This is a genomic window from Mycobacterium sp. C31M (genome assembly GCF_053345865.1).
Map to the genome: position 1 here is coordinate 14,037 of NZ_JBKFAX010000001.1, position 19,924 is coordinate 33,960.

Sequence of the window (19,924 nt, forward strand, 5' to 3'; positions counted from 1 at the left end):
AGCTGGGCATATCGGTCTCGGACGGCAGACCCGCTGGCTACTGTCGAGTTATGAGCCTGACCCGTCGGCTGCCATTCCTGCGTCTGTCGTTTCTGCGGATGGGTCTGGCGGTCCGGCGGATCAGCACCACCGGCCAGGTCGGTGACGGCCGTGAGGCCGCCGCCATCGACCATGTGCTGGCCACTTCCGCACCCGGTGACCTCGGCCAGGCGATCGCAGCGTTCGACGATTTCGCCTATTCCGAACAGTTCCTGATCAACGTCGGCGACGAGAAAGGCCAGATCCTGGACGCCGCCGTCCGCCGCACCGACCCCGCGCTGATCCTCGAACTCGGCACGTACTGCGGCTACAGCGCACTTCGGATGGCCGCGGTCGCGCCCGACACGCGGATCATCTCGGTCGAATTGTCCGGTGCCAACGCACAAAACGCCCGACGGATCTGGGAGCACGCCGGCGTCGGTGACCGGGTGACCTGCGTCGAGGGCACCATCGGAGACGGCGGCCGCACCCTGGATGCGCTGGGGATCGAGCCGGGGACATTGGACTTCCTGTTCCTCGATCACGACAAAGACGCCTACCTGTCCGACCTGCTCAGCATCCTGGACCGCGGGTGGCTGCGCCCGGGTGCGATGGTGCTCGCCGACAACATGGGTGTGCCCGGGTCACCTCCGTATCGCCGCTATATGCGCGAACACGAGGGGCAGCAGTGGCGGACGACCGAGCACAAAACCCACGTCGAATACCAGACGATGATCCCGGACCTGGTCCTGGAGTCCGCCTTCCTGGGCAACGTCAGCGGGCCCGCGGATGCGCCCCGGCCCACACCTCGCGCAACGCATTGACGGTGACCAGCGTGTAGATCTGCGTAGTGGTCACCGACGCGTGCCCCAACAACTCCTGCACGACCCGGACGTCGGCCCCGCCCTCGAGCAGATGGGTCGCGAACGAGTGCCGCATGGTGTGCGGGGACACCGCCGCCGCGATACCGGCCGCCGATGCGGCATCCTGCAGCACTTGCCAGGCGCTCTGCCGCGACAGCCGACCGCCGCGGGCGTTCAGAAAGATCGCCGGGGTGCCCTTACCGCGGCGTGCGAGGTCGGGGCGGCCCCGCACCAGATAGATGTCCAACGCGCTGATCGCCGGCCGGCCCACCGGCACCAACCGGTCCTTGCCGCCCTTGCCACGCAGCAGCACCGACCGGTACTCGGTATCGATATCGTCGACGTCCAGGCCGACAACCTCGGAGATCCGCGCCCCCGTCGAATACAGCAGTTCGAGCATCGCCCGGTTGCGCAGACTCAGCGGGTCGTCGGATTCGCGGTTCCCGCCGGCGGCCTCCAGCAGCAGCAGCACCTCGTCGACGGACAGACTCTTGGGCAGCCGCCGTGACGGGGTCGGCGGTTTGACCGCGCGCGCGACGTCGACCTCGACCACCCCCTCGGCAGCCAGGAAGCGGTGCAGGCCGCGGACGGCGACGAGCGCCCGGGCCGCTGACACCGCCGACAAGGCGGCCGCACCGGTGTCCGGATCACCCTTGCGCAGCGCGACCAGGAAGTCGCTGACATCCAGCTCGCCGACCGCACGCGCATCGGCGATACCGCGACCGGTCAGGTACTCGGCGTAGCGGCGCAGATCGCGCCGGTAGGAACTGATGGTGTTGGCCGCGACCCCGCGCTCGATGGTCAGGTGGTCCAGGTATTCCTGCACCTGCTCGTCGAGCGCACCGGTCGCGGTCGTCACGAGTGGCCCCGCCGAGCCGCGAACGCGGTGGGCTGATCCGTCCACGGCGCGCCCACCGGCCGCAGCGCCGCCCAGTTCGGCGCTGCATGGGCCGCCAGGATTCCGGCCACCGCAAGCGAATTGACGATCTCGCCTGCGAAGACGCGCTGCACCGCCTCGGGCAGCGGAATCCAGTCGAGCAACATATCGGCTTCTTCGTCATCGACATCGGGTCGCGCGACGCCGGAGAGCCCGGTGGCCAGGAACACCCGCACACTCTCATCGCTGAAACCAGGCGAGGTGATGATGTCGACGAGCACCGCCCAGTTCTGGGCGGCCAGCCCGGCCTCCTCACGCAGTTCGCGTGCGGCGGTCTCGACCGGCGGCTCGCCGCCGACGTCGAGCAGGCCGGCGGGCAGTTCCCACAACCGTCGACCGACGGGATGGCGGTACTGGTAGACCATCGCCACCCGGTCGTTCTCGTCGACGGCCACCACGGCGACGGCTCCGAAATGCTCGACGACCTCGCGGCGGGCGACCTTGCCGCCCGGCATCTGCACATCGTCCATACGCAGCGCGAGGATGTTGCCGACGTGCGCGGTCTCGCTGGCGCGCGTGACGAACTCGTGCTCAGCCACGCCCCGCGGGTTCCTGTTCCTGCGCCGCATCCTCGTTGTGTTCGGAACCGTTGGTGCGCGCGAAATCCTCCAGCGGAAGCCGTTCTGCCGCCTTGTAATCGAGCGCCGCGCCGACGAAGGCCGCGAACAACGGATGAGGCCGGGTGGGGCGGCTCTTCAGCTCGGGATGGGCCTGGGTGCCGACGAGGAACGGGTGCACATCCTTGCCGTACTCGACGAACTCGACCAGATGACCGTCCGGCGAGGTGCCGGAGAACTTGAGGCCGCTCGCCGCGATCCGGTCCCGGTAGATGTTGTTGACCTCGTAGCGGTGCCGGTGCCGCTCGGACACCTCAGTGGCCTCATAGGCCTGGGCCACAATGGATCCCGCCTCCAGCACGGCCGGGTAGGCGCCCAGGCGCATGGTGCCGCCCAGGTCGGCGTCACCGGCCACGGCGTCGAGCTGATCGGCCATGGTCGCGATCACCGGGTCCGGGGTGTCGGGATCGAATTCCGCCGAACTGGCCTCGGTCAGGCCGACCGAACGCGCCGCCTCGATGACGATGCACTGCAGGCCCAGACACAGCCCGAGGACCGGGACACCACGCTTGCGCGCGTACTTGATGGCGCCGATCTTGCCGTCGATGCCGCGGATGCCGAATCCGCCGGGGATCAGCACGCCGTGCACATCCGCCAGCGCGGCCGCCGCACCGGCGTCGGTCTCGCAGTCGTCGGAGGCGATCCACTGGATCTGCACCTTGGCGTAGTGCTTGAACCCGCCGGCACGCAGCGCCTCGGCCACCGACAGGTAGGCATCGGAAAGGTCGATGTACTTGCCCACCAACGCGATCCGCACCGTCTCGCGTGGTTCGTGCACCCGCTGCAGCAGGTCGTTCCACTGCGTCCAGTCGACGTCGCGGAACGGCAGGTTCAGCTTGCGCACCACGTAGGCGTCGAGTTCCTCGCGGTGCAGCACCTTGGGGATGTCGTAGATCGACGGCGCGTCCGGCGTGGAGATGACACCGTCGATGTCGACATCGCACATCAGCGCGATCTTGTTCTTCAGCGGCTCGGGCACATCGCGATCGCAACGCAGGATCAGTGCGTCCGGGGAGATGCCGATGCTGCGCAACGCGGCGACCGAGTGCTGGGTGGGTTTGGTCTTCAGCTCACCGGACGGCGCCAGGTACGGCACCAGCGAGACATGCAGGAAAAAGCAGTTGTCGCGGCCCACCTCGTGGCGGACCTGCCGCGCCGCCTCCAGGAACGGCAGCGACTCGATATCGCCGACGGTGCCGCCGATCTCGGTGATCACGATGTCAGGGCGGTGCCCGAGTTCATCTGGAATCGCCATCGCAAGGATGCGCCGTTTGATCTCGTCGGTGATGTGCGGGATGACCTGGACAGTGTCGCCGAGGTACTCGCCGCGGCGTTCCTTGGCGATCACCGTCGAGTACACCTGGCCGGTGGTCACGTTCGCCGAGCCGGACAGGTCGCGGTCCAGGAAGCGCTCGTAGTGGCCGACGTCGAGATCGGTCTCGGCGCCGTCCTCGGTGACGAACACCTCGCCGTGCTGGAACGGGTTCATCGTGCCCGGATCGACGTTGAGGTACGGATCGAGCTTCTGCATCGTGACCTGCAGCCCGCGCGCGGTGAGCAGTTGGCCGAGACTACTGGCGGTCAGACCCTTGCCCAGCGAGGACGCCACACCCCCGCTGACGAAGAGGTGTTTGGTCGCGGTCTGCGGGTGCTTGCGTAACGGTTTCGCCTGGCCGGGCAAGTGCAACCTCCGTGGAGATGGGGCAGGAAGGGCCTGCCGACCCACGGAATCTCACCTTAACACCAGCACCGACGAGCTGTCGCTGACGCGCCGGGGTGAAACGTCAGCGACGCGCGGAAATCACTGCGGGACGGTGACCGACGTCGCACCCTGGCCGATGCCGTAGCGGCCCGGCTGCGCGCCGCGCAGCAGATCGCTCAGTGCCAGTGCGGTGGTGATCCGCCCCGACTCGGCGCCGATATCGTCGACGGTGGTGACCGCGCCGGACAGCGCCGCATCCGAGCGGGCCACGGCCACCGCCGCGGCGCCGGTGGCCGAACCGTCCCGACCGGCCAGCACCGTGCCGCCGCCGTGTGGGGCCAGCGCCGCCGCGAACCGGGCCACCGTGGTGCCCCGGTTGCCTGCGTCGTCACCGAGCGAGCCGCCGGTGACGATGACGGCGGTGTCGGCGGCAGCGATGGGATCGGTGTCGTAGGTGATGAAGCCGGTGTCGCGCAGTGTGGCGAGCACGATCTCGCGCTGATCGTCGGGCACCGCGGGATCCTTGCCGTTCAGTAGCGCGATCCCGAGTAGGTCACCGGCCTGCGAGCCTTGGTCCACCGAGGCGGTGGACAGCTGACGGCCGGCCGGCACGATCGGCGAGTTGACCACCGACAACAGCTTCTCCGAGGAATTGGCGTCGACGAATTGTGGTGTCAGCGTGATGGTTCCCGATACCGTAGCACCACCCTGGGTGGCCAACCGCGCCACCGCGTCGACATCGTCGTCGGCAGCATCCGGGGTCCGGAAGATCACCACGGATTTGTCACGGAGCGTATCGGCCAGGATGCGCGGCGCCATCAGCGCATCGAATTCCCCTGCCGCACCCAGCTTCTCGTTGAGCTCGTTCTTGTCGTCGGTGAGCGTCTCGATCTCGGTGCGCAGATCGGCCTTGTCGTTACGCAGCCCGGACAGCACCGTGTCGGCGAACAGACCTGATCCCAGCACCACCCCGATGGCCAGTGCAAGGAACACCGCGGCCAGCGAGATGGCGTGTGAGCGCAGCGAAATCACGGCTCTCCCCGCAGATGCCTAAGAGACCAGACCCTGGACCCAGAGCAGGAAGCGGTTCCAGTAGTCGACCACCCAGTCGATCACCGCGGCATCGGCCTGGGTGACCCACAGCGCGACGATGACGGCGAGCAGCATGGCCAGCACCAGCAGCGCGATGGCGCCACCGGAGACCCGGCTGCGGTACAGCGTGGCGACCGCCTTGGCGTCGACCAACTTCTCCCCGACCTTGAGCCGGGTCAGGAAGGTCGACGGGTTGCTCTGCTGGCGCGAGCGGTCGAAGAACTCTTCGATGGTGGCGCTGTGACCTGCGGTGACGATCAGCGAGGCGCCGTGGTGATGGCACAGCAGCAGGGCCAGGTCGGCAGCCGAGCCGGCGGCCGGGAAGGTCATCGCGCCGACGCCGAGGTCCTGGATGCGCTCCAGACCGGGGGCGTGTCCGTCGGAATCGGCGGGCAACACCACCTGGGCACCGCTGCGCAGCACATCGGTGCTGATCTCCGAGGGGTCGCCGACGATCAGCGCGGGCCGGTAACCGGCCTTGCGGAGCAGGTCGGCGCCGGCGCCGACACCGACCAGCACCGGCTGGTACTCCTTGATGAACGGTTTGAGCGCCTTGAGGTCGTCGGCGGCGGACTTGCCGTCGGAGACCACCACGACATGGCGGCGGTCCATGTCGACGTCGATGTCCGGGATGCCCATGCCGTCGATCAGCAGCGGGCTCTCGCTGCGGATGAACTCGATCGTGTTGCCCGCGAACGCTTCCAGGTGTGCGACCAGTCCACTCTTGGCCTCCACCATGAGCTCGTGGATCTCCAGGTCGGTCCGTTCGGAGCCCAGTGCGATGCGGCGGTCACCGGAGTAGACGCCGCTGTTGTTCAGACGGATCTTGGCGCCGTCCTTGATCTTCTTGAAGACCTCGGGGCCGGCCTCGTCGATGAGGACGATGCCGTTGGCCACCAGCACCTCGGGTCCGAGATTCGGGTAGCGCCCCGAGATCGAGGGCGAGGCGTTGACGACGCCGGCCACCTCGGCCTCGACGAGCGCATCGGCGGTGACGCGGTCGAGGTCCTGGGCGTCGAGGACGACGATGTCGCCAGGGCCGATGCGGCGGAGCAATCGATCGATGTCGCGGTCAACGCGGGCGGTACCGACCACGCCCGGCTTTGAGCTGGCATTACGCGATAGCAACGCTGACATCTTCATGCAGGCGATTCTGGCGTCCAACCCTCAAGTTGAGGTGGAGGCGCGCCGTAACATCAGCCCCACAAGTTTTCTTTTGTCACAACTGCAACATCAGCCGCATCTCAATCACGCGTCACTGCGCTGGGCCTCATTCGCGACTCGCCGCTTCTGCCTCATTCGCGGCTCGCCGCGTAGTGCCGTGCGGCCTTGGCCCGGTTGCCGCAGGTCGTCATCGAATGCCAGCGCCGGGTGCCGTTCTTGGAGGTGTCCAGGAACCAGAGGACACAGTGTTCGTGGGCGCATTGTTTGATCCGCCCCGGCGACTCGGTCATCAACCGCAGCAGATCATCGGCGGCCAACCACGCCGGGAGCCATTCGATCTCGGGCACATCGGCATCCTCGTGCGGCCCCGACGTCGACAGGCTGCGGCGCACCCGGCCGTGGTCGAGCACCGCATTCAACTCGTCGGCCGCCCCGTCGGACACCACCTGCAGCACAGCGTCGCGGGCGTGCACCAGCGCCACCCGCGTGGGTTCGTCGGCCCGGCACCGATCGCTCAGGTCATTGGCCGCGAGCCAGCACGCCAGGCCGGCGGTATCGACGAGCAGATCCTGCACACCGTCGGCCGCCATCCAATTGGTGTTCAACAGGTCGAGTGCGAGCGGTTCACCGACATGCGGTCGCGGATCGCGCATGACTCACCCTACTTCACTAACCATTGAAATAACTTTTGATGGTTGACGGTTGCCCCGATAATACCTAACCTTCAAACATCAATATAACGGTTACATGGAGGATGAGATGACCACCGCGACCAGCCCACTGCTACGGCCAGGACACATCGGGCTCAACGTCACCGATCTCGACCGGTCCGTCGATTTCTACGAACGCGCCTTCGGTTTCGAACAACTCGGCCGCGGCGACGAGGACGGGCACCGGTTCGCCTTCCTCGGCAGCGACGGCGCCCTGCGCCTGACGCTCTGGCAACAGAGCGCGGGCGAGTTCTCGACCCGCACCCCGGGACTGCACCACCTGTCCTTCGAGGTGGCGAGCATCGACGAGGTCCGCGCGGTCGAGGCGGTACTCAAGGAACTGGGCGCGGCATTCGCCCACGACGGCGTGGTGGCGCACGGTGAGGGAACCTCCTCGGGCGGCATCTTCTTCACCGACCCCGACGGTATCCGGCTCGAGGTCTTCACACCGTCGGGCGCCGAGCAGCAACCCGCCCCCGCCGGCGAAGCCCCCACCTGCGGATTCTTCTGACGACATGGCCGTCTATCACGCAGGCGAGCTGGCGGTGCAGCGCCGGCTCGGCCAAAGCGATATCGCCACCCGCCTGCAACGTATGGTGCGCGACGAGATCCCGGACGCCGCAGCTGATTTCCTGGCCGAACAGCCGATGGTCGTGCTGGCCGCTGCCGACCGGGACGGTCGGCTCTGGACCAGTCTGGTTACCGGCGCACCCGGTTTCGCCCATGTCCTCGACGAGGACCGGATCGCCGTCGAGGCCCTCCCCGCGGTCGGTGACCCGCTGCGTGACGTGCTGACCGCGGCCCCGCAGCGGGTCGGCATGATCGCGATCCAGCCGCAGACCCGGCGGCGGATGCGGGTCAACGGCCGCGCCACCCCCACCGAGTCGGGTGTGGTGATCGACCCGGACCAGGTGTACTCGAACTGCCCGAAGTACATCTCCCGCCGCCGTGTCGAGGGCGGGTCGGCACCGGTCGCCGACCCGGTGCGGCGCCGCGCCGAGGCCCTCGACGCACGTATGCAGGCTTTCGTCGGCGCCGCCGACACCTTCTTCATCGGCTCCGCCGATCTCGAGGGCAATGCGGATTCCTCGCACCGCGGCGGCAATCCGGGCTTCCTGCAGGTACTTTCACCGACGAAGCTGCGCTGGCCCGACTACCGCGGCAACTCGATGTTCATGACACTGGGCAATATCAGTGTCAATCCCCGTGTGGGGCTGCTGATCCCGGATTGGGACACCGGCTCGACGCTGCAGCTGACCGGCACCGCCGAGATCATCTGGGAGAGCGGGCCGGGCGCTCAGGCCTTTGTCGAGTTCACCGTCGGCGAGGTCGTCGAACTGGTCGGCGCCAGCCCGCTGCACTGGAGCAGCCCGGAGCTGTCACCGGCCAACCCGGCCTGACCTCACTTCTCGGCGCGGTCGCGCTGGGCGGACTCCCACAGCTCGCGGGCGTGCGCCCGCCCGCTGTCGGTGTCCCCCAGACCGGCCAGCATGCGGGCCAGTTCGGCCACCCGATCGTCATCCTGCAGGCGCACGACCCGGCTCGACTTGGGGCCGCTCTCGACCACCAGATGCGTATCGGCGTAGGCGGCCACCTGCGGCAGGTGGGTGACGACGATGACCTGGTGCGTCCGTGCCAACCGGGCCAGCCGACGCCCGATCTGGACTGCGGCGCGGCCGCCGACACCGGCGTCCACCTCGTCGAAGACCATCGTGGTGCCCTCGTCCGAGGCCGACAGCACCACCTCGAGCGCGAGCATCACCCGGGACAGCTCGCCGCCCGACGCGCTCTTGGCCAGCGGGAGCAGGTCGGTGCCACGGTGGGCGGCGAACCCGAACTCGACGGCATCCACCCCGTCGCGGCCGGCATGCACGGCGACGCCGCCGGCCGATATCAGCGGTGCCGAGTCATCGGCACGGGCGGGCAGCGCGGCGACGGTGATGCCGAAGTCGGCGCCGGTCATCGCCAACCCGGCGAGTTCGGCCGACACCGCCTTGGCCAGTCCCTTGGCGGCCTTGGTCCGGGCCTTGGTCAGGTCGGCAGCCGCGGCCACCACCCTGGTGTGCAGTTCGTCGACCTTGGCCTGCAGGCCGGCCAGCGCCTCCTCGGACACGTCGAGCTGAGACAACCGCTCCCGAGACTCCGTGGCCCAGGCCAGCACCCCGTCGATGTCCGGGGCGTACTTGCGGGTCAGCCCCCGCAGCTCGGCCTGGCGCGCCAGTTTCGATTCCAGGGTGCTGGCATCACTGGGTAATTCGGCCAGGAAGTCGCCGAGTTCGGTTGCCACGTCCCCGATCACGGCCAACGCCTCGACCAGCCGCTCCCCCAACGCCTGCAACGCGGAGTCGTCGGTGCTGCTGAGGGTGGCCTTGGCCTGCGCGACACCGTTCGCCGCCGAGGCCGATTCGGAACCGTCGTCATCGAGCGGGCCGGCCAACCAGCCGCGGGCCAGGGCCGCGGCCTCGCGCAGCGCATCGAGTTCGGAGAGCCGGCGGATATCGGCGACCAGCGCGTCATCCTCACCGGGCTGTGGGTCCACGGTGTCGATCTCGTTGAGCCCGAAGGTCAGCCGGTCCGACTCCAACGCCAGGTCCCGGGCCCGCTCGGTGCGGTCGGACAGATCCCGCCGCGCCGTCAGCCACTGTTCCCGGGCGGCGCGGTACTTGCGTAGTGGCGCACTGACATCGGCGTAGCGATCCAGCGCACCGCGCTGTTCGTCGGGCCGCATCAGGCGCAGCTGATCGTTCTGGCCGTGCAGCGCCAACAGTTCGTTGGTGAAGGTGCTCAACGATTTGGCCGGCACACTACGACCACCGAGGTAGGCCCGGGACGGCCCGTCCCGGTTCACCGAACGCGCCGCGATCACGCTGCCGTCGTCATCGCGGTCGGCTCCCGAGGAATCCAGGATCTCGTCGATACGCCCGGTGACGTCGGTACCGATCTCGGTTGTGGTGAAACGTCCTTCCACCACTGCGCGGTCGGACCCGGTGCGCACCCGGGTGGCGTCGGCGCGGGCACCGCCGAGCAGGTGCAGCCCGGTCACCACCATCGTCTTGCCTGCACCGGTCTCGCCGGTCAACACCGTCAGGCCACGGTCGAATTCTGCGGTCGCTGCGGAGATCGCTCCCAGCGACTCGATACGGATCTCGGAAAGCACTACTGGCCGCGCCATCCCTTGACCGGCAGCCGGAACTTTCGCACCAGCCGGTCGGTGAACGGCGCACTGTCCAGCCGCACCCACTTCAGCGAGGTGCCGCAGCGGGTCACCTCCAGCCGGGCTCCGGCCGGCACCGCCATCTTGCGTCGACCGTCGCAGAATGCCACGGCGTCATGGCCGCCGGCCTCGACCTCGATGGCGATCGACGCGTCCGGGCTGGTCACCATCGGACGCGCAAAGAGTGCGTGAGCGTTGTTGGGCACCACCAGGATCGACTCCAGATCCGGCCACAGGATGGGCCCGCCGGCGGAGAACGCGTAGGCGGTCGACCCGGTCGGGGATGACACCAGCACACCGTCGCAACCGAACTGCGATACCGGACGTCCGTCGACCTCCAGCACCACCCCCAACACTCCCAGGCGCGGTCCCTTCTCCAGGCTGGCCTCGTTGAGGGCCCAGCCCCGGTCGACCACCACCCCGTTCTCCCGGACCGCGACATCGAGCGTCATCCGTTGTTCGACGCGGTAGTCGCGGGCGATGACATGGTCGAGCACCGAGTCGATGGCCTCGGCCTCAGCCTCGGCCAGGAAGCCGATCCGGCCGAGATTGATGCCCAGCACCGGGATCTCGACATTACGAGCCAGTTCGGCGGCACGCAGGAAGGTGCCGTCGCCGCCCAGGGCCAGCACCAATTCGCACCCCTCGGCGGCCTGCTCGTCGGCGTCGACCACTTCGATATCGACCCCGAGTGCCCGCATCTCGTCGGGAGCCAGGTGCAGCGACCCACGGTCGACGGCCTCGGCCGTCAGCACCCGCAGCCCGATGCCGTGCTCACCGAGCACCTTCTCCACCCGCCGCGCAGTCTCGGTGGCCTCCTCGCGCCCGGTGTGCACGACGAGTAGGACGGTCCGTTCGCAGGTCATTGCGGCCCTTCATCGATCGCTTGCTGAACAGCTCGTTCGAGATCTTCGCCCTCCAACGGGGCATCGGTCTCGGCGCGGAAACGCAGGAAGAACTCCACATTGCCGGACGGGCCGGGCAACGGGCTGGCCGTGACGGCGACTGTGTGCCAATGCAATTCGGCGGCCCGCCGGGCGACGCTGAGAACCGCGTCGGCACGCAGCGCTGGGTCCGACACCACACCGCCGGCGCCGACCCGGTCCTTGCCGACCTCGAACTGAGGTTTCACCATCGGAACGATATCGGCGGCACGCGAGGCACACGCGGTCAGCGCGGGCAGCACGGTCGCCAACGAGATGAAGGACAGATCGGCCACCACCAGATCGACCGGTCCACCGATCGCCTCCGGGGTGAGCGTGCGGACATTGGTGCGTTCCAACACCTGTACCCGGTCATCGGAGCGCAGCGACCATGCCAGCTGTCCGTAACCGACGTCGGCGGCCACGATCTCGGCGGCGCCGCGGTCCAGCAGTACCTCGGTGAATCCGCCGGTGGACGCGCCGGCGTCCAGACACCGACGCCCCTCGACGGGGACGTCGAAGGCGTCGAGCGCCCCGATCAACTTGTGCGCGCCGCGCGACACCCACACCTTCTCGTCGGCGGCCACGGTCAGCTTGGCGTCGACGGCGACCGTGGTGGCGGGCTTGGCCGCCGGCATACCGTCGATACGCACCCGGCCGGCACCAATGAGTTCGGCCGCCTGCTGCCGGGAGCGGGCCAGGCCGCGCCGAACCAGCTCGGCATCCACCCGTGCGCGGCGCGTCATCGGATCAGCGCTCCCGGGTCGCGTCGCCCCGGCCCTCCACCGATTCGAGGGCGCGGACCAGCAGGTCATGTGCCTCTTCCAGGCGTGCGGCGACGGCGTCGATATCGGTATCCGCCAAGCCACCCGACTCGACGTCCGGCAGCTCGGCCAGCAGCGCCGCGATACCGGCGCGGATCTGCTCAGGATCGGTACTCATGTCGCTGATCACGCTAGCCGATCCGATCAGCTCAGCAGCGACCAGCGCTGCAGTGCCGTCCGCGCGGCGTCATCACCGGCCGCGACGCTGACGCCCTCTCCCGCCGCCCACACGGCATGCGCCGTCGCGCGGACGACGCTCAGTTCATCGGCCGAGTCGGCGCCGGTCGACCGGACGGTCACGGTGGACCCGTCGGTGTCGGTGTGCCACGCCGGATGTGCGGCGATGCGCAGGGCATCGGCATCGCTGTGCAGCGCACGGAGATCCGCCGCCAGGAAGTCCGGTCGGCTACCGGCCGCGGCGGCCACCATGTCGGCGGCGTCGTTCACGCCGGTGAGCACCATCAGACTGGGCAGCCGGGCGGCGTTGGCACCTTCGATATCGGTGTCGAGCCGGTCACCGATCACCAGCGGCGTGCTGAACGCCCCGCGGGCCAGCGCATCGTTCATCAGGCTTGGCGCCGGTTTCCCGGCGACCTGCGGGTCGGTATCGGTCGCCGTGCGCAGTGCGGCGACCATCGAGCCGTTACCCGGCAGCAGGCCGCGTTCCGAGGGCAGGGTGCGGTCGACGTTGGCCGCGACCCACACCGCACCGGCGCGGATGGCCAGCGCCGCCTCGGCCAGGATGGCCCAGCCGGTTTCCGGGTTGTGCCCCTGGACGACGGCAACAGGATTGTCGTCGAACGACCGCACCGGGAGCAGGCCCACTTCCGCGATCTCGACGGCCAGCGCCTCGGTGCCGACGATCAGCACCGCCGATCCGGCCGGCACCTGGCCGGCCAGCAGGCGCGCCGCACTCTGGGCACTGGTGACGACATCATCCGCATGCGCCGTGAAACCGAGCTCCTGCAGATGTCCGGCCACCTGCGCCGCCGAACGCGATGCGTTGTTGGTGACGAACAGTGCGCGGGACTGCACCGCGGACAGACTGTCGACGGCGCCGATAGTCGGCTCGTGCCCACGGAACACGGTGCCGTCGAGATCCAGGAGCAGGCAATCGTGCTCCTGTGCCAAGGTGCCCATGTCAGGTGAGCTCGGCGAGACGTTCTTCGGCGTCGGTGACGCCCTCCACATCAGCGGCGGCGGCGTTGATGAACGCCTGCACCGCATCATCCGAGCGGCCCAGCGCCAGCAGGGTTTCGGCGTAGGCATAGAACAGCCGGGCGCTGGTGGCCCCGAGTCGCGTCGGGTCCAGCGGCGGGGTCGACAAAATCGCCAGGGCCTGCTCGTACTGACCGAGATCCGAACGCGCGCCGGCGACGACCATCCGCAGTTCCTCGGCGTCGTCACCGGTCAGCGCCTCGGCTTCGGCACTGCGGGCCAACTCGATGGCACGTTCGGGCCGGCCGACACCACGTTCGCAGTCCGCGATCAGCGGCAGCAGCGCGGACTTGCTGCCCATCCGGCGCGCGGCCCGCAATTCGGCAAGCGCCTGCGCCCAGTCCCCGCAGAAATAGGCGGCGATACCGACGGCCTCGCGCACCGCGGCGATGCGTCCGGAGCGGGCGCGCGCGGCGCGGGCGTGAGCGAGCGCGGCTTCGGGGTCCTCCTCCAGCAGTTCGCCGGCGGCAACCAGGTGCCGGGCCACGACGTCAGCGGTGGATTTGTCGAGCGTGATCAGCTCGCTGCGGATTTCGGGGGCCAGTTGTCGGGCCTCGATCTCGTTCGGGATGCGCGGCCCGGTCGGCTCGTCACTACTGCGCGCATCGCGACGCTCCCGGTCCGAACCTGACCACTCCTTCGGCCGATCGCGTCCACCGCGGCGGGCGTAACCGCCGCCGCCGGAGCGCTGACCGCCGCCGGCGCCATAACCGCTGTTTCCACCGGCACGAGGGCCATCCCCCGATGCACGACGTGGCCGCCGCTCGCCGCTGCCGCCTTGTCTGTCGTCGGCCACAGTTGCCTTCCTGATCGATCACACGTCCTGGCAAAGGATAGCCGGGACATGCCCATTCGCGACACTCGCGAATTTTCGAAGAATGGTCGATAAATAGAATTACCCCCCACGAATAACGTGGGGGGTAATCCTAATTTGTGTTCGGCGGTGTCCTACTTTTCCACCCTGTTGGGTAGTATCATTGGCGCTGGTAGGCTTAGCTTCCGGGTTCGGGATGGGACCGGGCGTTTCCCTGCCGCTATGGCCGCCGTAACTTTATTCACCCTTTTTTGGGCGTCCCGGGTTTTTCACCGGGAAGATTTTTGGTGTGTTTTGGTGGTGGAGTGTGTTCACGACCATTGCTGGTGGTGAGTGTGTCCGTGTGGTGTGGTTGCGGGCGTCACGTTTGAGTGTGCGTCTTCTTTGTTCTTACACGTTTTTTGTTTACCCACCGTGGTGGGTGTGTGTAAGTTTTCGGCCGGTTAGTGCCAGTTCCCTGAACTCATTACTGAGTGTGTAGGTCTGGTCTATCGATCCCGTGGTCTGCGGGGGGCCTTATCCCACTGAATGGGTGAGAAGCCTGGTCTTGGAAGAGGTTTCCCGCTTAGATGCTTTCAGCGGTTATCCTGTCCGAACGTGGCTATCCAGCCGTGCCCCTGGTGGGACAACTGGTATACCAGAGGTTCGTCCGTCCCGGTCCTCTCGTACTAGGGACAGATTTCCTCAAGCTTCTGACGCGCGCGGCGGATAGAGACCGAACTGTCTCACGACGTTCTAAACCCAGCTCGCGTGCCGCTTTAATGGGCGAACAGCCCAACCCTTGGGACCTGCTCCAGCCCCAGGATGCGACGAGCCGACATCGAGGTGCCAAACCATCCCGTCGATATGGACTCTTGGGGAAGATCAGCCTGTTATCCCCGGGGTACCTTTTATCCGTTGAGCGACACCCCTTCCACTCAGAGGTGCCGGATCACTAGTCCCGACTTTCGTCCCTGCTCGACATGTACGTCTCGCAGTCAAGCTCCCTTGTGCACTTACACTCAACACCTGATTGCCGTCCAGGTTGAGGGAACCTTTGGGCGCCTCCGTTACATTTTAGGAGGCAACCGCCCCAGTTAAACTACCCACCAGGCACTGTCCCTGAACCGGATATACGGTTCGAAGTTAGAGGCCCAATACGATCAGAGTGGTATTTCAACAACGACTCCACACACACTGGCGTGCATGCTTCACAGTCTCCCACCTATCCTACACAAACCGTATCGAGCACCAATACCAAGTTGTAGTGAAGGTCCCGGGGTCTTTTCGTCCTGCCGCGCGTAACGAGCATCTTTACTCGTAGTGCAATTTCGCCGAGTCTATGGTTGAGACAGTTGAGAAGTCGTTACGCCATTCGTGCAGGTCGGAACTTACCCGACAAGGAATTTCGCTACCTTAGGATGGTTATAGTTACCACCGCCGTTTACTGGGGCTTAAATTCTCCGCTTCACCTTACGATTAACGGGTCCTCTTAACCTTCCAGCACCGGGCAGGCGTCAGTCCGTATACATCGTCTTGCGACTTCGCACGGACCTGTGTTTTTAGTAAACAGTCGCTTCTCACTGGTTTGTGCCACCCACCCCCGCTGCCGGCCGCAAGAGCCATGACGGTACGTGGGTCCCCCTTCTCCCGAAGTTACGGGGGCATTTTGCCGAGTTCCTTAACCATAGTTAACTCGTACGCCTTAGTATTCTCTACCTGACCACCTGTGTTGGTTTGGGGTACGGGCCGTGTGTGAACTCGCTAGAGGCTTTTCTCGGCAGCATAGGATCACCAAATTCGCCTCACTCGGCTATGCATCACCTCTCAGGATATGTGACACCCGGATTTACCTAGATGTCTCCCTACCGGCTTGCCCCAGTATTACCACTGACTGGTATGGCTACCTTCCTGCGTCACCCCATCGCTTGACTACTACCAACGAAGGTCCCGCGCAGCCGGCAACATTCCGCTCCCGAAGGATTGGATAAGTCACCATTTGGGCGGTTAGTACCGCTGATTCATCATGGACGCGCACACACGGGTACGGGAATATCAACCCGTTGTCCATCGACTACGCCTGTCGGCCTCGCCTTAGGTCCCGACTCACCCTGGGCGGACTGGCCTGCCCCAGGAACCCTTGGTCTTTCGGCGGGCAAGGTTCTCACTTGCCTTATCGCTACTCATGCCTGCATTCTCACTCCCACACCCTCCACAGCTCCATTACCAGGCTGCTTCACTGGGTGCAGGACGCTCCCCTACCCATCAACAAAAGTTGATGCCGCGGCTTCGGCGGTGTACTTGAGCCCCGCTACATTATCGGCGCACAATCACTTGACCAGTGAGCTATTACGCACTCTTTCAAGGGTGGCTGCTTCTAAGCCAACCTCCTGGTTGTCTTCGCGACTGCACATCCTTTTCCACTTAGTACACGCTTAGGGGCCTTAGCCGGCGATCTGGGCTGTTTCCCTCTCGACGCACGGAGCTTATCCCCCGCCGTCTCACTGCCACGCTTTCACTTACCGGCATTCGGAGTTTGGCTGACGTCAGTAACCTAGTAGGGCCCATCGGCCATCCAGTAGCTCTACCTCCGGTAAGAAACACGCAACGCTGCACCTAAATGCATTTCGGGGAGAACCAGCTATCACGGAGTTTGATTGGCCTTTCACCCCTACCCACAACTCATCCCCTCAGTCTTCAACCTAAGTGGGTTCGGGCCTCCACAACATCTTACTGCTGCTTCACCCTGGCCATGGGTAGATCACTCCGCTTCGGGTCCAGAACACACCACTACACCAACCCCTCCGGATTGGATACGCCCTATTCAGACTCGCTTTCGCTGCGGCTACCCCACACGGGTTAACCTCGCGACATGTCCCTGACTCGCAGGCTCATTCTTCAAAAGGCACGCCATCACCCCACACATAAAGCGAGGGCTCTGACGGATTGTAGGCACACGGTTTCAGGTACTATTTCACTCCCCTCCCGGGGTACTTTTCACCATTCCCTCACGGTACTAATCCGCTATCGGTCATCAGGAAGTATTCAGGCTTACCGGGTGGTCCCGGCAGATTCACAGCAGATTTCACGGGCCCGCTGCTACTCGGGGACAGTTCCACAACAGAGCATGTGTTTTCACGTACCGGGCTCTCACCGTCTACGGCAGGCCATCCCAAGACCACTTCCGCTAACACACACTTTTCTCACTGCTGCCCAGCACGGCGGTGCTGAGAAGAAACGCCCCACAACCCCGCACACACAACCCCCGCCGGGTATCACATGCATACGGTTTAGCCATCCTCCGCTTTCGCTCGCCACTACTCACGGAATCACAATTGTTTTCTCTTCCTACGGGTACTGAGATGTTTCACTTCCCCGCGTTCCCCCCTGCACCCTATATATTCAGATGCAGGTAACACGACATCACTCGTGCTGGGTTTCCCCATTCGGACATCCTCGGATCCACGCTCGGTTGGCAGCTCCCCGAGGCATATCGCAGCCTCCCACGTCCTTCATCGGCTCCTGATGCCAAGGCATCCACCATGCGCCCTTAAACACTTACAACACAAAAAACCAGAAAAAGAAAAAAAGAAATTGCACATCAAACACACACAACAACCACATCCTCCGAAGAAGACACGATTCCTGCGTGCTAGATGCTCGCAACCACTATCCACAAATCAAACACCACACCCCACCACCAAAGCAGGGCGACAACAGCAACCGCATCACCTGAACGAAGCCAACGCCCCCTCAGACTCACGGCCGGCAACCCCCTCCACGTATGGCGCGGGTCCCGCTGGGCCTGTTGTCTCAAAGCCCAATAGTGTGTTCAGCAGCCAGCACCCCGGAAAACCCACGGGCGCCACAATGTTTGTTGTTGCACCAGACCCCCACCCACTACAGATGAAGGCCATCCAACGAATCGACCAAAGGTCACCGAACTCCCACACGATGTGGGCGGGCCTGGTTCTCGTGGTGCTCCTTAGAAAGGAGGTGATCCAGCCGCACCTTCCGGTACGGCTACCTTGTTACGACTTCGTCCCAATCGCCGATCCCACCTTCGACGGCTCCCTCCCACAAGGGGTTAGGCCACCGGCTTCGGGTGTTACCGACTTTCATGACGTGACGGGCGGTGTGTACAAGGCCCGGGAACGTATTCACCGCAGCGTTGCTGATCTGCGATTACTAGCGACTCCGACTTCACGGGGTCGAGTTGCAGACCCCGATCCGAACTGAGACCGGCTTTGAAAGGATTCGCTCCACCTCACGGCATCGCAGCCCTTTGTACCGGCCATTGTAGCATGTGTGAAGCCCTGGACATAAGGGGCATGATGACTTGACGTCATCCCCACCTTCCTCCGAGTTGACCCCGGCAGTCTCCTACGAGTCCCCGGCATAACCCGCTGGCAACATAGGACAAGGGTTGCGCTCGTTGCGGGACTTAACCCAACATCTCACGACACGAGCTGACGACAGCCATGCACCACCTGCACACAGGCCACAAGGGAACCGACATCTCTGCCGGCGTCCTGTGCATGTCAAACCCAGGTAAGGTTCTTCGCGTTGCATCGAATTAATCCACATGCTCCGCCGCTTGTGCGGGCCCCCGTCAATTCCTTTGAGTTTTAGCCTTGCGGCCGTACTCCCCAGGCGGGGTACTTAATGCGTTAGCTACGGCACGGATCCCAAGGAAGGAAACCCACACCTAGTACCCACCGTTTACGGCGTGGACTACCAGGGTATCTAATCCTGTTCGCTCCCCACGCTTTCGCTCCTCAGCGTCAGTTACTGCCCAGAGACCCGCCTTCGCCACCGGTGTTCCTCCTGATATCTGCGCATTCCACCGCTACACCAGGAATTCCAGTCTCCCCTGCAGTACTCCAGTCTGCCCGTATCGCCCGCACGCCCACAGTTAAGCTGTGAGTTTTCACGAACAACGCGACAAACCACCTACGAGCTCTTTACGCCCAGTAATTCCGGACAACGCTCGGACCCTACGTATTACCGCGGCTGCTGGCACGTAGTTGGCCGGTCCTTCTTCTGCACATACCGTCACTTGCGCTTCGTCTGTGCTGAAAGAGGTTTACAACCCGAAGGCCGTCATCCCTCACGCGGCGTCGCTGCATCAGGCTTGCGCCCATTGTGCAATATTCCCCACTGCTGCCTCCCGTAGGAGTCTGGGCCGTATCTCAGTCCCAGTGTGGCCGGTCACCCTCTCAGGCCGGCTACCCGTCGTCGCCTTGGTAGGCCATTACCCCACCAACAAGCTGATAGGCCGCGGGCCCATCCCACACCGCAAAAGCTTTCCACCACCAACCATGAAGCTGATGATCATATTCGGTATTAGACCCAGTTTCCCAGGCTTATCCCAAAGTGCAGGGCAGATCACCCACGTGTTACTCACCCGTTCGCCACTCGAGCACCCCGAAGGGCCTTTCCGTTCGACTTGCATGTGTTAAGCACGCCGCCAGCGTTCGTCCTGAGCCAGGATCAAACTCTCCAAACAAAAACCCCCAGACCAAAGCCCAGGCAGAATTCGAATCAGAAAAATCCGATCACAAACAAAAGACACCAAAAACTGGCATCAAAAAACAAAACCATCCCACGTGGCAGGAAGACGGGGAGTCCCCCACCAAGATGGCAAAAAACAACAAACAAAAACCACCAAACACACTATTGAGTTCTCAAACAACAGACTTGATTTTGTCGAAGCTACCCGTTTCGGGGCAACCCCACCAGCTTAAACTATCTGTTCCGGTGAGTCAAGCTTCTCTGTCTCGCGTCTCCGCGGCGACTTCAAAAGATTAGAACTTCCGCGCCGATGAAGTCAAATCCCCTGGTCAGAG

At 64.9% G+C, this 19,924-nt stretch carries 15 protein-coding genes and 3 rRNA genes; 3 read left to right on the top strand and 15 right to left on the bottom strand.

Annotated elements, in window-relative coordinates:
- The first annotated feature begins 50 nt into the window (after positions 1-50).
- Positions 51-842, top strand: coding sequence for an O-methyltransferase (locus tag ACLBYA_RS00095; protein WP_447707328.1), 792 nt, complete (start codon positions 51-53; stop codon positions 840-842).
- On the opposite strand, the gene xerD is transcribed toward ACLBYA_RS00095, so the two are convergent.
- The 6 genes from xerD to ACLBYA_RS00125 form a co-directional block, all read right to left on the bottom strand.
- Positions 793-1,740, bottom strand: coding sequence for a site-specific tyrosine recombinase XerD (gene xerD / locus ACLBYA_RS00100; protein ID WP_447707329.1), 948 nt, complete (start codon positions 1,738-1,740; stop codon positions 793-795). The two genes, ACLBYA_RS00095 and xerD, sit on opposite strands and share 50 nt — an antisense overlap.
- Positions 1,737-2,357, bottom strand: coding sequence for an NUDIX domain-containing protein (locus ACLBYA_RS00105; protein WP_447707330.1), 621 nt, complete (start codon positions 2,355-2,357; stop codon positions 1,737-1,739). Before ACLBYA_RS00105 ends, xerD begins: the two co-directional genes overlap by 4 nt.
- Positions 2,350-4,116, bottom strand: coding sequence for a CTP synthase (locus ACLBYA_RS00110; protein WP_447707331.1), 1,767 nt, complete (start codon positions 4,114-4,116; stop codon positions 2,350-2,352). The genes ACLBYA_RS00105 and ACLBYA_RS00110 overlap by 8 nt, the downstream gene beginning before the upstream one ends.
- 120 nt (positions 4,117-4,236) lie before the next feature.
- Complete coding sequence (locus ACLBYA_RS00115) at positions 4,237-5,169, bottom strand: copper transporter (protein WP_447707332.1); 933 nt, start codon at positions 5,167-5,169, stop codon at positions 4,237-4,239.
- Between the two features lie 18 nt (positions 5,170-5,187).
- Entirely contained in the window at positions 5,188-6,372 is a 1,185-nt protein-coding gene (steA, locus tag ACLBYA_RS00120; protein WP_447707333.1) for a putative cytokinetic ring protein SteA, read from the bottom strand.
- A gap of 152 nt (positions 6,373-6,524) precedes the next feature.
- Positions 6,525-7,046 carry a CGNR zinc finger domain-containing protein gene (locus ACLBYA_RS00125; RefSeq protein WP_447707334.1) on the bottom strand — a complete coding sequence of 174 codons (522 nt, stop codon included), beginning with the start codon at positions 7,044-7,046 and terminating at the stop codon, positions 6,525-6,527.
- Between the two features lie 106 nt (positions 7,047-7,152).
- Here ACLBYA_RS00125 and ACLBYA_RS00130 point away from each other — a divergent pair, with 106 nt between their 5' ends.
- Entirely contained in the window at positions 7,153-7,614 is a 462-nt protein-coding gene (locus tag ACLBYA_RS00130; protein ID WP_447707335.1) for a VOC family protein, read from the top strand.
- 4 nt (positions 7,615-7,618) lie between these two features.
- Positions 7,619-8,503 carry a pyridoxamine 5'-phosphate oxidase family protein gene (locus ACLBYA_RS00135; RefSeq protein ID WP_447707336.1) on the top strand — a complete coding sequence of 295 codons (885 nt, stop codon included), beginning with the start codon at positions 7,619-7,621 and terminating at the stop codon, positions 8,501-8,503.
- 2 nt (positions 8,504-8,505) lie between these two features.
- Here the strand turns inward: ACLBYA_RS00135 and recN are convergent, their stop codons facing one another.
- The 9 genes from recN to ACLBYA_RS00180 form a co-directional block, all read right to left on the bottom strand.
- Entirely contained in the window at positions 8,506-10,260 is a 1,755-nt protein-coding gene (gene recN / locus ACLBYA_RS00140) for a DNA repair protein RecN (protein WP_447707751.1), read from the bottom strand.
- Positions 10,260-11,183: an NAD kinase gene (locus ACLBYA_RS00145; protein ID WP_447707337.1), complete on the bottom strand. Its 924-nt coding sequence runs from the start codon at positions 11,181-11,183 to the stop codon at positions 10,260-10,262. The genes recN and ACLBYA_RS00145 overlap by 1 nt, the downstream gene beginning before the upstream one ends.
- Positions 11,180-11,986 carry a TlyA family RNA methyltransferase gene (locus ACLBYA_RS00150; protein ID WP_447707338.1) on the bottom strand — a complete coding sequence of 269 codons (807 nt, stop codon included), beginning with the start codon at positions 11,984-11,986 and terminating at the stop codon, positions 11,180-11,182. The genes ACLBYA_RS00145 and ACLBYA_RS00150 overlap by 4 nt, the downstream gene beginning before the upstream one ends.
- Before the next feature lie 4 nt (positions 11,987-11,990).
- Complete coding sequence (locus ACLBYA_RS00155) at positions 11,991-12,182, bottom strand: hypothetical protein (RefSeq protein ID WP_447707339.1); 192 nt, start codon at positions 12,180-12,182, stop codon at positions 11,991-11,993.
- Between the two features lie 26 nt (positions 12,183-12,208).
- Entirely contained in the window at positions 12,209-13,204 is a 996-nt protein-coding gene (locus ACLBYA_RS00160; protein ID WP_447707340.1) for an HAD-IIA family hydrolase, read from the bottom strand.
- 1 nt (position 13,205) lies between these two features.
- The gene (locus ACLBYA_RS00165) at positions 13,206-14,078 is read right to left on the bottom strand and encodes a tetratricopeptide repeat protein (protein WP_447707341.1); all 873 of its coding nucleotides are present in this window, start codon (positions 14,076-14,078) and stop codon (positions 13,206-13,208) included.
- 139 nt (positions 14,079-14,217) lie between these two features.
- A 5S ribosomal RNA gene (rrf, locus tag ACLBYA_RS00170) occupies positions 14,218-14,330 on the bottom strand.
- Positions 14,331-14,519: 189 nt separating this feature from the next.
- Positions 14,520-17,639 (bottom strand): 23S ribosomal RNA (locus tag ACLBYA_RS00175).
- Between the two features lie 425 nt (positions 17,640-18,064).
- Positions 18,065-19,584: ribosomal RNA gene (locus tag ACLBYA_RS00180) — 16S ribosomal RNA — on the bottom strand.
- Together the 16S, 23S and 5S rRNA genes form the textbook arrangement of a ribosomal RNA operon.
- Positions 19,585-19,924: the final 340 nt, after the last annotated feature.